Origin of the sequence: Aquipseudomonas alcaligenes NBRC 14159 (genome assembly GCF_000467105.1) — a bacterium.
Taxonomy (GTDB): Bacteria; Pseudomonadota; Gammaproteobacteria; order Pseudomonadales; family Pseudomonadaceae; genus Aquipseudomonas; species Aquipseudomonas alcaligenes.
In genome coordinates this window covers 74,271-88,461 of sequence record NZ_BATI01000008.1, presented here as the reverse complement: position 1 = coordinate 88,461, position 14,191 = coordinate 74,271, and the positions used below count along the sequence as shown (strand labels likewise).

Here is a 14,191-nt window from a genome sequence, read left to right as displayed (position 1 = left end):
TGATGTTACGAGTCTTTCTGCTGCTGGCGGCCGTGGCCGGTTTCTTCGGCGTGGCGCTGGGCGCCTTCGCCGCCCATGGCTTGAAAGGCCAGCTGAGTGCCGAGTACCTGGCGGTGTTCCAGACCGGCGTGCACTACCAGCTAGTGCACGCGCTGGCGCTGTTCGGCGTGGCGCTGCTGGCCGAACGTCTGCCGGGGCGTCTGGTGAAGGCCGCCGGCAGCCTGTTCGCGCTCGGTATCCTGCTGTTTTCCGGCAGCCTCTACGCCCTGACCCTGAGTGGCCTGAGCAAGCTCGGCATGATCACTCCGTTGGGCGGTGTGAGCTTCCTTGCCGGCTGGCTGTGCCTGGGGCTGGCCGCGCTGCGGGGCGGGCGGGCCTGACCGATGGTACGCACGTACCTTGGTCGATCCGGTTGATCGGGCTAGAATGCCGACCCTTTCATGTTCTGACCGCCCAGCCATGCACATCCAGTTGAACGGCCAACCCTTCGAGCTACCCGACGGCGCCACTGTCGCTGACCTGCTCGTGCGCCTGGATGCAGCCGGCAAGCGGGTGGCGGTCGAGCTCAACCTGGACATCGTGCCGCGCAGCCAGCACGGCACCACCGTCCTGCATGACGGCGACCAGCTGGAAGTCGTCCACGCCATCGGCGGCGGCTAGTCGCCCGAGGAACTGCCATGAGCGCCATCATCGACAAGCCCTTTACCCTGGCTGGCCGCACTTACGAGTCGCGCCTGCTGGTCGGTACCGGCAAGTACAAGGACCTCGAGGAAACCCGCCTGGCCATCGAGGCCAGCGGTGCCGAGATTGTCACCGTGGCCGTGCGCCGGACCAATATCGGGCAGAACCCGGGCGAGCCGAACCTGCTCGACGTGATCTCGCCGGACAAATACACCATCCTGCCCAACACGGCCGGCTGCTATAACGCCGAGGAAGCGGTGCGTACCTGCCGCCTGGCGCGCGAGCTGCTCGACGGCCACACGCTGGTCAAGTTGGAAGTACTGGCCGACCAGAAGACCCTGTTCCCCAATGTGATCGAGACCCTCAAGGCCGCCGAAGTGCTGGTCAAGGAAGGCTTCGACGTGATGGTGTACACCAGCGACGACCCGATCATCGCCCGCCAGCTGGCCGAGATGGGTTGCATCGCGGTGATGCCGCTGGCCGGCCTGATCGGCACTGGCCTGGGCATCTGCAACCCGTACAACCTGCGCATCATCCTCGAGGAGGCCACCGTGCCGGTGCTGGTCGATGCCGGCGTGGGCACCGCCTCCGATGCCACCATCGCCATGGAGCTGGGCTGCGAGGCGGTGCTGATGAACAGCGCCATCGCCCACGCGCAGAACCCGATCCTGATGGGCGCGGCGATGAAGCACGCGATCATCGCCGGGCGCATGGCCTACCTGGCCGGGCGCATGCCGAAGAAACTCTATGCCAGCGCGTCCTCGCCGCTGGATGGCCTGATCAAGTAAGAGAACCCCATGAGTGAAGTCATCGAGCCGGTAGACGAAGGCGCCGACGAGCGCCCGCGGCGCGGCATCAAGAGTTTCGTCATGCGCTCCGGGCGCATGACCGAGGGCCAGCAGCGCGGCCTCGATCAAGGCTGGCCGAAATACGGCCTGGAGCTGGCCGACGGCCTGCGCGACTTCGATCAGGTGTTCGGCCGCAGCGCGCCGCGCACCTTCGAGATCGGCTTCGGCATGGGCCATGCCACCCTGGAGATGGCGGCCGCCGCGCCGGAGCAGGACTTCATCGGCGTGGAAGTGCACAAGCCGGGCGTCGGTGCCCTGCTCAACGGCATGCTCACGCAGAATCTTTCCAATATTCGTGTGTATAGCTGCGACGCCCTGGAAGTGCTGCGCGACTGCGTGGCCGATGCCAGCCTCGATCGCGTCCTGCTGTTCTTCCCCGATCCCTGGCACAAGGCCCGCCATCACAAGCGCCGCATCGTCCAGCCGGCGTTTGCCGAACTGGTGCGCAGCAAGCTGAAGATTGGCGGGGTGCTGCATATGGCCACCGATTGGCAGCCATACGCGGAACATATGTTGGAGGTAATGTCGCTGGCGCCGGGCTACCATAATGTGGCGGGTAACGCAGGTTATGTGGAACGGCCGAGCGAGCGCCCGGTGACCAAGTTCGAGAAGCGCGGCGAGCGCCTCGGGCATGGTGTGTGGGATCTCAAGTTCCAACGCTGCGAGTAAAGATTCGACGCTCCGCAGGATGCGGGGCCCAAACGACCGGGTCCACCCGGCGCCAGGAAGGCCAAGCCTCACCCACCGGCAATCTGCATGCGCGACCCGAATGGGTCGTACGAATAAGAACAGCGGCGCCTGAGCGTGCCGCGAGGAGAAAGCTGTGCTGAGAACTATTGCAGTCCTGTCGCTGGCCGCCGCCGTCAGCCTGCCGGCGCATGCCCGCGTCGACGCCGCCCAGGCCGCGCGCCTCGGGCAAGACCTGATGCCGCTGGGCGGCGAGCGTGCCGGCAATGCCGCGGGCACCATTCCGTCCTGGGAGGGCGGTTTGTCCACGCCACCGGCCAACTACCAGCCCGGCATGCACCATCCCGACCCCTACGCTGCCGATCAGGAGTTGTACCGCGTCGACAAGAGCAACATGGCGCAGTACAAGGCCCTGTTGACCCCGGGTTACCAGAAGCTGCTGGAAAAGAGTCCGGACTATTACCTGCGCGTGCTGCCCAGCCGCCGCAGTGCCGCCTCGCCGCAGCGCATCTATGACGCCACCCGCTACAACGCCACCAACGCCGGCCTGATCGCCGGTGGTAACGGCATCGAGGGCACTGCCGCCGGTATTCCCTTCCCGATTCCGCAGAGCGGCCAGGAAGTGATCTGGAACCACATCACCCGCTACCGCGGCGAGCAGGTGCGCATGGTCACCAACCACGCCGCCGTGCTCAAGGGTGGCGACTACGTGCTGGTCAAGCGCGAGCGTGACCTGATGTTCATCTACGGTCGCGAAGGCCTGACGCCGGCGGACCTGGACAACACCCTGTTCTTCTACAAGTACGTGGTGACCGCGCCGAGTAAGCTGGCCGGCTCCGCACTGGTGGTGCAGGAGACCCTCGACCAGGTGCTGGCGATCCGCAAGGCCTGGCGTTTCAACCGCGGCGAGCGTCGCGTGCGTCGCCTGCCGATGCTGGCCTATGACGCCATGCAGCCGGACACCAACGGCATGGCCACCGCCGACGTGGTGGATGCCTACAACGGTGCGCCGGACCGCTACGAGTGGACCCTGGTCGGCAAGCAGGAAATGCTGGTGCCGTACAACAGCTACGCGGTCCACCAGAAGGGCATTGCCTACGAGAAGATTCTCCAGGCGAAGCATGTCAACCCCGAGCTGCTGCGCCATGAGCTGCACCGCGTGTGGGTGGTCGATGCCAAGCTGCGCAAGGGCTTCAGCCATCCGTACGGCGCGCGTCGCTTCTACCTGGACGAGGACAGCTGGCAGATCCTCGCCGTCGACCTGTACGACAAGAACGGCGAACTGGTCGGTCTGCAGGAAGCCCACCCGATCAGCTACTACGACATCCCCATGTTCCTCAGCACCCTGGAGACCATCTACGACTTCAAGGGCGAGCGTTACTTCGTCGACGGCCTGGACAACAACGAGCCGATGTACGACTTCAACGTACAGCTGAAGAAGAGCGACTTCACTGCCGCCGCGCTGCGTCGCGAAGGCATCTGATCGCGCAAGGTTTCAGCGCCGCATAAACACAAGGCCCGCATCATGCGGGCCTTGTCGTTTCTCAGCGGTGCTTCTTGTGCCACCTGTCCTTCTTGTGGCCAAGGGCGCGGCCCGGGTGGCCGTCGTGGTCACGGTAGTAGCCATCGCGATAGCGGCGGTCGTCATCGTCATCATCGCCGCCATAGGCATTGCCGAGCGCGCCGCCGGCGCCACCGCCGACCGCTGCACCGATGACGCCGCCAGTGCTGCCGCCAACCTTGCTGCCGATCACCTGGCCGCCTGCCGCGCCGATGCCGCCGCCTATCGCCGCCTCGGTGCGGCTGCCCTTGTCCGCGCCCACGGCGCTACCCGCCGCGCCGCCGACGCCGGCGCCGATGGTTGCGCCGGTGCTGCCGCCAATCTGCTCTCCAACCACGGTGCCCAGCGCGCCGCCCAGGGCGCCACCGACACCGGCCGAGGTATTGCCGGCGAAGGCGCCAGCACTGGCCAGGCCCAGAGAAAGCAGGAGCAGGGAGGAATACTTCATGGACTACAGACCTCGATGGTTGGATGGCTGCACATGCTGCCAGCGCCGCCGCGCCGGGCAAGAGGCAGATTGCGCTGCTGCGAGGGCGTTCACGGCCTGTGCAAAAAATGGCGCAGAGGGCGAACCGTCGTGCCGGGCGGCTGTCAGGTCGTGGGCACGAGCTGGCGGTAGTCTTCGACCGCAGCAAACTCCTCGGTGTCCTTGGCCTGTCCGCGGCTGTCCGGCTGCCGTACTGCCAGCAGATGGGCCACGCCATAGCGACGTGCGCTGCGCAGGATCGGCAGGCTGTCGTCGATGAACAGGCTGCGCGCAGGCTCGAAAGGGAAGTCCTGCTGCAGGGCGAACCAGAACTGCTGGTCCTCCTTGGGGAAACCGTAGTCGTGGGAGCTGATCAGGCGGTCGAAGTAAGGCGCCAGTTCCACGCGCTCCAGCTTCAGCGACAGCGAATCGCGATGCGCGTTGGTGATCAGCACCACGCGCTTGCCGGCGGCGCGCAGGGCCTTGAGGAAGGTGTCGGCGTCCGGGCGCAGGGCGATCAGGTGCGCTACCTCACGCTTGAGCTCGCGCACCGAGAGCTTCAGCTCGCGGCTCCAGAAGTCCGTGCAGTACCAGGGCAGGGTGCCGGCGTGGGCACGGAACAGCGGCAGCAGCTCGGCATCGGCGGCCGCGCGGCTGATGCCGTGCAGTTCGGCATAGCGCTGCGGCAGGTGTTCCAGCCAGAAATGATTGTCGAAATGCAGGTCGAGCAGGGTGCCGTCCATGTCGAGCAGGACGGTATCGATGTCGGCCCAGGGCAACTGATGCATGGCAAAGTCCGGAAACAGACGGAGAGCGAATATCCGGCGCGGATATTTCGGGGCAGCGGGGTATGATACCCGTTCGAATCAAGGAGCGAGTGATGCGTGAGAAACCCCAGGTGCTGGCCCGCGAGATAGTCGCCAGCAGCCGCCTGTTCCGCGTCGAAGAGCTGCAGCTGCGCTTCGCCAATGGCGTCGAGCGCACCTATGAGCGTCTGGTCAGCAAGGGTTCCGGCTACGGTGCGGTGATGGTGGTGGCGATGCTCGATGCCGAGCATGCGGTGCTGGTCGAGGAGTACTGCGCCGGCACCGACGATTACCAGCTGTCGCTGGCCAAGGGCCTGATCGAGCCGGGCGAGGACGTGCTGGTGGCGGCCAACCGTGAGCTCAAGGAGGAGGCCGGCTTCGGCGCCGAGCGCCTGGAGCTGATCGCCGAGCTGAGCCTGTCACCCGGCTACATGAGCCAGAAGATCCAGGTGGTGCTGGCGCGTGATCTGTACGCGGAGAGCCTGCCGGGCGACGAGCCCGAGCCGTTGCGCGTGGACAAGGTCAACCTGCGCGAACTCAGCGCCCTGGCCCAGCATCCGCAATTCACCGAGGGCCGCGCCCTGGCCGCCCTGTATCTGGTCCGCGACCTGCTGACCCAACGTGGAGAGTTCAAACCGTGAGTCATCCCTATCTGCCGGCGGTGATCGCCCTGGTTCAGCGGGCCGGTCAGGCCACCCTGCCGTACTGGCGCAACGACGTGGCCGTGACCGAGAAGGCCGATGCCTCGCCGGTGACCGCCGCCGACCTGGCCGCCCACGACATTCTCGCCAGCGGCCTGCGCGCGCTGGCGCCGGAGATTCCGGTGCTGTCTGAGGAGGACGCCGGCATTGCCTTTGCCGAGCGCGCCGAATGGCAACGCTGGTGGCTGGTCGACCCGCTGGACGGCACCAAGGAGTTCATCTCCGGCAGCGAGGAGTTCACCGTCAATGTCGCGTTGATCGAGCGCGGGCGTGTGGTCTTCGGCGTGGTTGGCGTACCGGCCAATGGTCGCTGCTATTTCGGTGGCGCCGGCCTGGGCGCCTGGCGTCAGGAGGCCGTTGGCGCGCCCGAGGCCATCGCGGTGCGCCTGGCACCGGCCGAGGCCTTTACCCTGGTGGCCAGCAAGCGTCACTCCAGCCCGGCCCAGGAGCGCCTGCTAACCGGCCTGTCCGAGCGTTTCGGCGATCTGCAGCTGGCCAATATCGGCAGCTCGCTGAAGTTCTGCCTGCTGGCCGAAGGCAATGCCGACTGCTACCCGCGCCTGGCGCCCACCTCGCAGTGGGACACGGCCGCGGCCCAGGGCGTGCTGGAAGGCGCCGGCGGTGAGGTGCTCGACCTCAAGGGCGAAGCCCTGACCTACGAGGCCCGCGAGAGCTACCTCAACCCGTCGTTCCTCGGTCTGCCGCAGGCGGCCGAGTGGCGCGCCGAGTTGATCCAGCTGGCGCGTGCGCTGGACTGATGAATGATCGCGCCTACCTGGAGCAGCTGCTGCACCAGGACATCCCGCTGACCCAGGCCCTTGGCCTGGGTGTGCTGGGTTGGCGCGACGGCGAGCTGCGCCTGGGCCTGCCGCTGGCGGCCAACCTCAATCACAAGAGCAGCATGTTCGGTGGCAGCCTGTATTGCGGCGCGGTACTGGCTGGCTGGGGCTGGTTGCACCTGAGCCTGCGCGAGGCTGGGGTGACGGATGGCCATATCGTCATCCAGCAGGCGCAGATCGACTATGCCGAACCGGTGCTTAGCGATGCGCTGGCGGTATGCACGGCGCCCGCCGCTGCGGAGTGGGACAAGTTTCTTGCCCTCTACCGGCGCCGCGGCCTGGCGCGTCTGAAGCTGCACAGCCGCATTCTGGTCGGCGACATCGAGGCGGTGCGCTTCAGCGGGCACTACGTACTGCACCGCTGATAGCGCCCGCCTGTCTCGGGTAGCCCGGATGCAATCCGGGAGCGGAGCTGCCTGCCCCGGATTACATCCGGGCTACCTCTGAATCAACCCTCTCCCGGAGGGAGAGGAAGCCAAGCGTCACAGCATGTCGCTGTAGCGCTCATCCCTCCGGTACAGCAACGGCTGGGCGAAGCCCGGCACCTGGATGCCCTCGGCGCTGAAACGCAGTTGCTGGTCGTCGATCAGGTCATGTCCGAAGTTGTAGAGGATGTCGAACTGGCCGCGCAGGGCCTGCTGGTCGTAGCTCGCCGCCGCGGCGCGGGTTGCCTCGCGCTTGGCTTGCCAGGCGCTGAAGGCGGCTTCGCCGTGGCGCTTGCGCAGCATGCGTTCGACCACCTGAGGGGCCAGCAGCACGCCGGTGGCGTTGTTGCCGCCGAAGCCCTTGGAGTTGATGAAGCACACTTCCAGGCCCGCGACCGCACGATCTCGAGTTTCCAGGCTCAGGTGCTGGCGATGCACATCGTCGGCGACCCGGTCGATGGTTTTCAGGCCCGGCAGCAGGCCGTGGCGGAAGGTGCCGAGGGCGGCGATGACCTGGTCGCCGCTGGCGGTGGCCAGTGAGTGGCCGAGGAAGGCCTTCACGGCGGTGATCGGCCACTGTTCGATGCCGAAGGCGGCCGCCACGCGGTCCAGCAGCTCGGACTCGGTGACCCGGTTGGCCGGCGTGCTGGAGCCGTGGGCATGCACGAAGCTGCGCTGGCGCACGGCGTCCAGGCCAACCAATTGCACGGCGCTGGCTACGGCCTTGGCCAGCGTCAGGTAGTTGCCCGGGCCGGGGGCCGAGATGGACTTCTTGAAGCCGTCGGCATTGATGAACACGTCCGGTACCGCGCCGTGGATATCGGCGCCCAGCTCCAGGGCCAGGGCGTCGTCCATCAGCACCAGGAACTGGCAGGACTCGGACAGGGTAAAGCCGCAGTTGTCGCCGAACGGCCGGCTGGCACGCTGGAAATCGACCTCCTCGCGGCCCTCGATCTTGCGCAGGCCTTCCTCAGTGGCCAGGGCGCCCATGGCGCCGTAGCCGTCGATGATTTCCGGGGTGATCGGTGCTTCGGCGTTACCAACCAGGGCCACGCGCGCCTTGCCGCTGGCGATCTGCTCGGTGGCCTTCTGCAGGTTGTAGAGGAAGGTGGCGCAGGCGCCGGTGACGCTGCCGGTGGTGCCGACGCTGCCCAGCACATAGGCGTTGATGAAGTCGGCCGGCATGGTGTTGAGGCCCAGCGGGCACTGTTTGGCGGTGACGCGACCGCCCTTGAGGCGCGACTGCAGCATGCCGCCGAAGCCGTACTCGTCCAGCTGGCTCATGATGCTGCCGGCGAACACCGCGACTTCGTCCGGCTGCACATGATCCTGGATGGTGCGCCAGTCGATGCCGGTCGAGCGCAGTGCATCGGTGGCGCCCGTGACCGCCAGCTGCAGGCCGCGCGGATGGAAGTGCGAGTGATACAGCTCGCCCGGCTCGAAGCCGCTGGGCAGCTGGCCCGCGGACTTCACCGGCAGGGCGCGGTAGCTGTCGACCTTGAACTCGCAGCTGTCATTCAGGGTAACGCGGACCTGTTGCTCGTCCAGCGCCTCGATCGTCCAGCTGGCCGGCAGCGGTTCGGGCAGGTGCTTGCGCAGGGTGGTGAACTGGGCGCCGCTGACGGTGAGGTTCTTCTGCCAGTGGGCCGCATCCACGTCCAGGTGGCGCTTGTCGATGCGCCGCACCAGGGTGCCGGCGAGAATCTCGGCGCCGTAGCGTGCCTCGATCTCGGCGGGTGTCAGGGGCTGGTCGGCATGGCTGCGAAACTGGCCGTCGACCACCTGCACCAGCTTCATCATCACGGCCAGGCCGGCCAGGGTTTCCTGGCGGCTGGCGGCATCCAGCGATTCCTGGACGATGCGCCGGAAGCCATGGTGGAACGAGCTCCTGCCAGCAGCGTTGTAGCCGCCGAAGCCGACGATGACGGGAAGACGAGACATCACGCAGAACTCCTGAGGGTCGCATCGGGCAGGCGGGGATCGGCCGGCTGCGTGCAGCGGCAACGGTTATCCAGCCGGGGGCATTGCCGGAGGCGACTCGAAATGAATCGGAATGTCTGAATGACGCAGGTCGTGACCGTCAGGTCACGACCTGGATGCGGCGGACTGACTTCAGCGGTAGCTGAGGCCGGGTTCGGCGGTGCTGATGCGGGTGCCGGATTTGCCCTGCACGATGGCCTCGATATTGGCCAGAGAGCCGATGACCGCGACATTGCCGGTGTTGCGGGCGAACTCGCAGGCGGCCTGCACTTTCGGTCCCATCGAGCCGGCGGCGAAGCCGAGGCGTTCCAGTTCATCCGGATGGGCCTGGGCGATGGCCTTCTGGGTCGGCTTGCCCCAGTCGATATAGGCGGCATCGACATCGGTGGCGATCACCAGCAGGTCACTGTTGAGCTGCTCGGCCAGCAGTGCCGAGCACAGGTCCTTGTCGATCACCGCCTCGACGCCGCGCAGCTTGCCGTTCTCGTACATGGTCGGGATGCCGCCGCCGCCGGCGCAGATCACCACGCTGCCCTTTTCCAGCAGCCACTTCACCGGGCGGATCTCGAAGATCCGCTGTGGCCGGGGGCTGGCCACCACGCGGCGGAACTTGTCGCCGTCCGGGGCGATGCTCCAGCCTTTCTCGGCGGCCAGGCGCTCGGCGTCTTCCTTGCTGTAGACCGGGCCGATCGGCTTGGTCGGCTTTTTGAAGGCGGGATCACCGCAGTCCACCTCGACCTGGGTGAGGATGGTGGCGAAGGGCACCTCGAACGGCAGCAGGTTGCCCAGCTCCTGTTCGATCATGTAGCCGATCATGCCTTCGGTCTCGGCGCCCAGCACATCCAGCGGATAGGGGTTGCTCGGGTCGTAGGCGTTGCCCTGCAGGGCCAGCAGGCCGACCTGCGGGCCGTTGCCGTGGGCGATCACCAGCTCGTTGCCCGGCGCCACCTTGGCGATCTGCTCGCAGGCGATACGCACGTTCTCGCGCTGATTCTCCGCGGTCATGGCCTCGCCACGCCGCAGCAGGGCGTTGCCGCCCAGGGCTATGACTAGTCGCATGGTTCGTTCTCCTTGTTTGTTCTCCCCTCGCCCTTTGGCAGAGGGAGTGGGGGGGAGGGGCTGCCCGTCAGCATCGAATGGCCGGCAACGCCCTCACCCTGAGCCTCTCCCGGAGGAAGAGGGGACTGTCCGCGCGTGGTCAGATATCGGCCAGGGTCGAGACCAGGATCGCCTTGATGGTATGCATGCGGTTTTCCGCCTGCTCGAAAGCGATGTTGTAGGGCGACTCGAACACGTCTTCGGTGACTTCGATACCGTTCTTCAGGTTCGGGTACTGTTCGGCGATCTGCTTGCCGACCTTGGTCTCGCTGTTGTGGAAGGCTGGCAGGCAGTGCATGAACTTGGCGCGCGGGTTGCCAGTGGCCTTCATGATGTCCATGTTGACCTGGTAGGGCAGCAGCTCCTTGATGCGCTCGCCCCAGGCTTCCACCGGCTCGCCCATGGATACCCAGACGTCGGTATGGACGAAGTCGACGCCCTTGACCGCAGCCTTGGCATCTTCGGTGAGGGTGATGCGTGCGCCGCTTTCCTCGGCGAATTTCTTGCAGGCGGCCACGTGCTCGTCGCTCGGCCACAGGGCCTTGGGCGCGGCGATGCGCACATCCATGCCGAGCTTGGCGCCGATCAGCAGCAGCGAGTTGCCCATGTTGTTGCGCGCGTCGCCGAGGTAGGCATAGCTGATGTCATGCAGCGGCTTGTCGCTGTGCTCGCGCATGGTCAGGACGTCGGCGAGCATCTGCGTCGGGTGGTATTCGTCGGTCAGGCCGTTGAACACCGGCACGCCGGCATAGCTGGCCAGTTCCTCGACGATTTCCTGCTTGAAGCCGCGGTACTCGATGGCGTCGTACATGCGCCCGAGCACGCGGGCGGTGTCCTTCATCGATTCCTTGTGGCCGATCTGCGAGGAGCCCGGGTCGATATAGGTGACGTTGGCGCCCTGGTCATAGGCGGCGACCTCGAAGGCGCAGCGGGTGCGGGTGGAGGTCTTCTCGAAGATCAGCGCGATGTTCTTGCGCTGCAGGTGCTGCTGCTCGGTGCCGGTGTACTTGGCGCGCTTGAGGTCGCGCGAGAGGTCGAGCAGGTAGCGCAGCTCGCGGGTGCTGTGGTGCATCAGGCTGAGCAGGTTGCGGTTGTGCATGTTGAACGCCATGGTTCTTTCTCCTTGGCACTGATAGAGGGAATGGCCTTCGTCTTGCGGCAGAAGGCGGCTCGCGTTGGCGCGAGCTGCCCCTCCCGGTTGGGAGGGGCGTGATGGATCAGTAGTCGATCGGGTCGCGGATGATCGGGCAGGTCATGCAGTGGCCACCGCCGCGGCCGCGGCCCAGTTCACTGGCGCTGATGGTCACCACCTCGACCCCGGCCTTGCGCAGCAGGGTGTTGGTGTAGGTGTTGCGGTCGTAGCCGACCACCACGCCCGGTTCCAGGCAGACCACGTTGTTGCCGTCGTCCCACTGCTCGCGCTCGGCCTCGAAGCTGTCGCCGCCGGTTTCCACCACGCGCAGTTTCTTCAGGTTGAGCGATTCGGCGACCACGTTGATGAAGGACTTGTCCTCGCGGCGCACGTCGATGCCGCCGGGCTTGCTTTCGTCCGGTCGCAACACGAAGGGCACGATGTTGTAGGCCACTTCCGGGAAGACCGTGACCAGGTCGCGGTCACAGAAGCTGAACACGGTGTCCAGGTGCATGGCGGCGCGGGACTTGCCGAGGCCGGCGACCACCACTTTCTCCGCGGCGCCCTTGGCGAACAGGGCCTTGGCCACCTGGCCGATGGCCTGGTGCGAGGAGCGCTCGCCCATGCCGATCAGCACGGTACCGTTGCCGATCGGCATCACGTCACCGCCTTCGAGGGTGGCCGAGCCGTGATCCTGGTCCGGATCGCCGTACCAGATTTCGAATTGTTCGTTGATGAAATCCGGGTGGAACTTGTAGATCGCGGTGGTCAGCAGGGTTTCCTGGCGGCGCGCCGGCCAGTACATCGGGTTGAGGGTCACGCCTCCGTAGATCCAGCAGGTGGTGTCACGGGTGAACTGGGTGTTCGGCAGCGGCGGGAAGAGGAAGCTGGACTCGCCCAGGTAGGCGTTGAACATCTTCGCCGCCTCGGAATCCTTGTGCTTGGCCAGATCGGCTCCGGACACGCCACCGATCAGGAACTCGGCGACCTTGCGCGCTTCCAGCCCCTCGATGAAGGAGCGTACTTCGCTCTGCAGGCCGAGACCGACGCTGTTGGCGGTGATCTTGCGGTCGAGGATCCACTTCAGGGCCTCGGGATTCTTCACCGTCTCCTCGAGCAGGTTATGCATCTCGACCACTTCGATGCCGCGTTCGCGCATCTTGGTCATGAAGTCGAAGTGGTCGCGCTTGGCCTGGGAGACCCAGATCACGTCATCGAACAGCAATTCGTCGCAGTTGTTGGGGGTCAGGCGCAGATGGGCCAGACCCGGCGAACAGACCATCACCTTGTGCAGCTTGCCGGCTTCGGAATGAACGCCTAGGGCTTTCTTGGACATGTCGAACTCCTTCTCTTACAGACTGAGGAAACCGTCGTACAGCCCGTAGGCGGCAATGGCGGCACCAATCAGCACGGCGACGAAGATGATCTTCTCGACGCCGGTGAATACGGGTTGCCCCAGTTCGCGCTTGGCCTTGGCGAACAGGATGGCGCCCGGCGCATAGAGCAGCGCGGACAGCAGCAGGTACTGGATGCCGGCGGCATAGACCAGCCAGATGGCGTAGATGGACGAGATCAGCGCGATCAGCAGGTCCTTGTTGCGCTCGCCGCCGGCGTTCTCGTAGGTCTCGCCACGCACCGCCAGCAGTACGCCGTAGGCGCTGGACCAGAAGTAGGGCACCAGGATCATCGAGGTGGCCAGGTACAGCAGGCTCAGGTAGGTGGAGCTGTTGAACAGGGTGATGATCAGGAACAGCTGGATCAGCCCGTTGGACAGCCACAGCGCGTTGGCCGGAACGTGGTTGACGTTCTCCTTGCGCAGGAACTCCGGCATGGTGTGGTCGCGGGCGCTGGCGAAGAGGATCTCGGCGCACAGCAGGGTCCAGGACAGCAGGGCCCCGGCCAGCGAGACGATCAGGCCGATGGAGATCAGCTGGGCGCCCCAGGGGCCGACCACGTGCTCAAGCACGCCGGCCATCGAGGGGTTCTTCAGCCCGGCCAGTTCGGCCTGGGCCATGATGCCCTGCGACAGCACGTTGACCAGCACCAGCAGCAGCACGCCAACGAAGCCGATCACGGTGGCCTTGCCCACATCGCTACGCTTCTCGGCGCGCGCGGAGAAGATGCTGGCGCCTTCGATGCCGATGAACACCCAGACGGTGACCAGCATCATGTTGCGCACCTGGTCCATCACGCTGCCCAGTTCGGTATTGCCCGCACCCCAGAAGTCACTGGTGAATACGTCCATCTTGAAGGCGATGGCGGCGATCACGATGAACAGCACCAGCGGCACCATCTTGGCGATGGTGGTGATGGTGTTGATGAAGGCGGCTTCCTTGATCCCGCGCAGCACCAGGAAGTGCAGCAGCCACAGCAGTACCGAGGCGCAGATCACCGCCGGCAGGGTGTTGCCCTCGCCGAACACCGGGAAGAAATATCCCAGGGTGGAGAACAGCAGCACCATGTAGCTGACGTTGCCGATCCAGGCGCTGATCCAGTAGCCCCAGGCCGAGGAAAAGCCCATGTAGTCGCCGAAACCGGCCTTGGCGTAGGCGTAGACCCCGCCGTCGAGCTCGGGCTTACGGTTGGCCAGGGTCTGGAAGACGAAGGCCAGGGTCAGCATGCCCACACCGGTGATCAGCCAACCGATCAGGGTGGCGCCGGCGCCGGCGCTGTTGGCGATGTTCTGCGGCAGGGAGAAGATCCCGCCGCCGACCATCGAGCCGACCACCAGGGCGATCAGTGCGCCCAGTTTGAGTTTGTTTGCCGAGTCGGACATCTAACACCTCCAAATGGTGTAGAGAAGTTGAGAACCATTGGGCTCTCTCAGGGAGGAGGGGGTATTGATCTTGATCAATAGCCTGCTATCCATCGATTCGTCTTACTGTCCCTGTACTGCGGATGTCGCTCAGGGCCACCCCAGTGATTCGCAAGCGCGCCGATCCAGAGGGCTGCGTCAGTGTTTTCGAT

The 14,191-nt window shown here is 65.6% G+C and carries 15 protein-coding genes; 8 read left to right on the top strand and 7 right to left on the bottom strand.

The annotated features are described in order from the left end of the window. Window positions 1-2: 2 nt before the first annotated feature. The 5 genes from PA6_RS05905 to PA6_RS05885 all read left to right on the top strand — a co-directional run bounded on the left by PA6_RS05905 (window position 3) and on the right by PA6_RS05885 (window position 3,699). Window positions 3-380: a DUF423 domain-containing protein gene (locus tag PA6_RS05905; RefSeq protein ID WP_021699978.1), complete on the top strand. Its 378-nt coding sequence runs from the start codon at window positions 3-5 to the stop codon at window positions 378-380. Window positions 381-459: 79 nt separating this feature from the next. Beyond that, complete coding sequence (thiS, locus tag PA6_RS05900; protein WP_021699977.1) at window positions 460-660, top strand: sulfur carrier protein ThiS; 201 nt, start codon at window positions 460-462, stop codon at window positions 658-660. Between the two features lie 17 nt (window positions 661-677). Then, entirely contained in the window at window positions 678-1,469 is a 792-nt protein-coding gene (locus PA6_RS05895; RefSeq protein WP_021699976.1) for a thiazole synthase, read from the top strand. Between the two features lie 9 nt (window positions 1,470-1,478). Further along, complete coding sequence (trmB, locus tag PA6_RS05890; RefSeq protein ID WP_021699975.1) at window positions 1,479-2,198, top strand: tRNA (guanosine(46)-N7)-methyltransferase TrmB; 720 nt, start codon at window positions 1,479-1,481, stop codon at window positions 2,196-2,198. A 157-nt stretch (window positions 2,199-2,355) separates the two neighbouring features. After that, window positions 2,356-3,699, top strand: coding sequence for a DUF1329 domain-containing protein (locus PA6_RS05885; RefSeq protein WP_370453123.1), 1,344 nt, complete (start codon window positions 2,356-2,358; stop codon window positions 3,697-3,699). A 61-nt stretch (window positions 3,700-3,760) separates the two neighbouring features. On the opposite strand, the gene PA6_RS05880 is transcribed toward PA6_RS05885, so the two are convergent. Together PA6_RS05880 and yrfG are read right to left on the bottom strand one after the other, a co-directional pair. Beyond that, window positions 3,761-4,225: a hypothetical protein gene (locus PA6_RS05880; RefSeq protein WP_021699973.1), complete on the bottom strand. Its 465-nt coding sequence runs from the start codon at window positions 4,223-4,225 to the stop codon at window positions 3,761-3,763. Between the two features lie 143 nt (window positions 4,226-4,368). Next, window positions 4,369-5,031, bottom strand: coding sequence for a GMP/IMP nucleotidase (gene yrfG, locus PA6_RS05875; protein WP_021699972.1), 663 nt, complete (start codon window positions 5,029-5,031; stop codon window positions 4,369-4,371). A 92-nt stretch (window positions 5,032-5,123) separates the two neighbouring features. On the opposite strand from yrfG, the gene nudE reads away from it, so the two are divergent. The 3 genes from nudE to PA6_RS05860 are packed head-to-tail and all read left to right on the top strand — an operon-like array spanning window position 5,124 to window position 6,954. Continuing rightward, window positions 5,124-5,690, top strand: a complete 567-nt coding sequence (nudE, locus tag PA6_RS05870) for an ADP compounds hydrolase NudE (RefSeq protein ID WP_021699971.1) — start codon at window positions 5,124-5,126, stop codon at window positions 5,688-5,690. Next, window positions 5,687-6,508 (top strand): 3'(2'),5'-bisphosphate nucleotidase CysQ, encoded by an 822-nt coding sequence (gene cysQ / locus PA6_RS05865; protein WP_021699970.1) that lies wholly within the window; start codon window positions 5,687-5,689, stop codon window positions 6,506-6,508. Before nudE ends, cysQ begins: the two co-directional genes overlap by 4 nt. Continuing rightward, window positions 6,508-6,954, top strand: a complete 447-nt coding sequence (locus PA6_RS05860) for a YiiD C-terminal domain-containing protein (protein WP_021699969.1) — start codon at window positions 6,508-6,510, stop codon at window positions 6,952-6,954. The genes cysQ and PA6_RS05860 overlap by 1 nt, the downstream gene beginning before the upstream one ends. A 117-nt stretch (window positions 6,955-7,071) precedes the next feature. Here PA6_RS05860 and PA6_RS05855 read toward each other — a convergent pair whose 3' ends face one another. From PA6_RS05855 to arcD, 5 genes are all read right to left on the bottom strand, one after another. Then, a complete protein-coding gene (locus PA6_RS05855; protein WP_021699968.1) occupies window positions 7,072-8,955 on the bottom strand; it encodes a beta-ketoacyl synthase in 1,884 nt (627 codons plus the stop codon). 171 nt (window positions 8,956-9,126) lie between these two features. Next, window positions 9,127-10,053 (bottom strand): carbamate kinase, encoded by a 927-nt coding sequence (arcC, locus tag PA6_RS05850; RefSeq protein WP_021699967.1) that lies wholly within the window; start codon window positions 10,051-10,053, stop codon window positions 9,127-9,129. Between the two features lie 139 nt (window positions 10,054-10,192). Continuing rightward, entirely contained in the window at window positions 10,193-11,203 is a 1,011-nt protein-coding gene (locus PA6_RS05845; RefSeq protein ID WP_021699966.1) for an ornithine carbamoyltransferase, read from the bottom strand. A 106-nt stretch (window positions 11,204-11,309) separates the two neighbouring features. Then, the gene (gene arcA, locus PA6_RS05840) at window positions 11,310-12,560 is read right to left on the bottom strand and encodes an arginine deiminase (protein ID WP_021699965.1); all 1,251 of its coding nucleotides are present in this window, start codon (window positions 12,558-12,560) and stop codon (window positions 11,310-11,312) included. A gap of 15 nt (window positions 12,561-12,575) precedes the next feature. Next, a complete protein-coding gene (gene arcD / locus PA6_RS05835; RefSeq protein WP_021699964.1) occupies window positions 12,576-14,000 on the bottom strand; it encodes an arginine-ornithine antiporter in 1,425 nt (474 codons plus the stop codon). Window positions 14,001-14,191 lie beyond the last annotated feature (191 nt).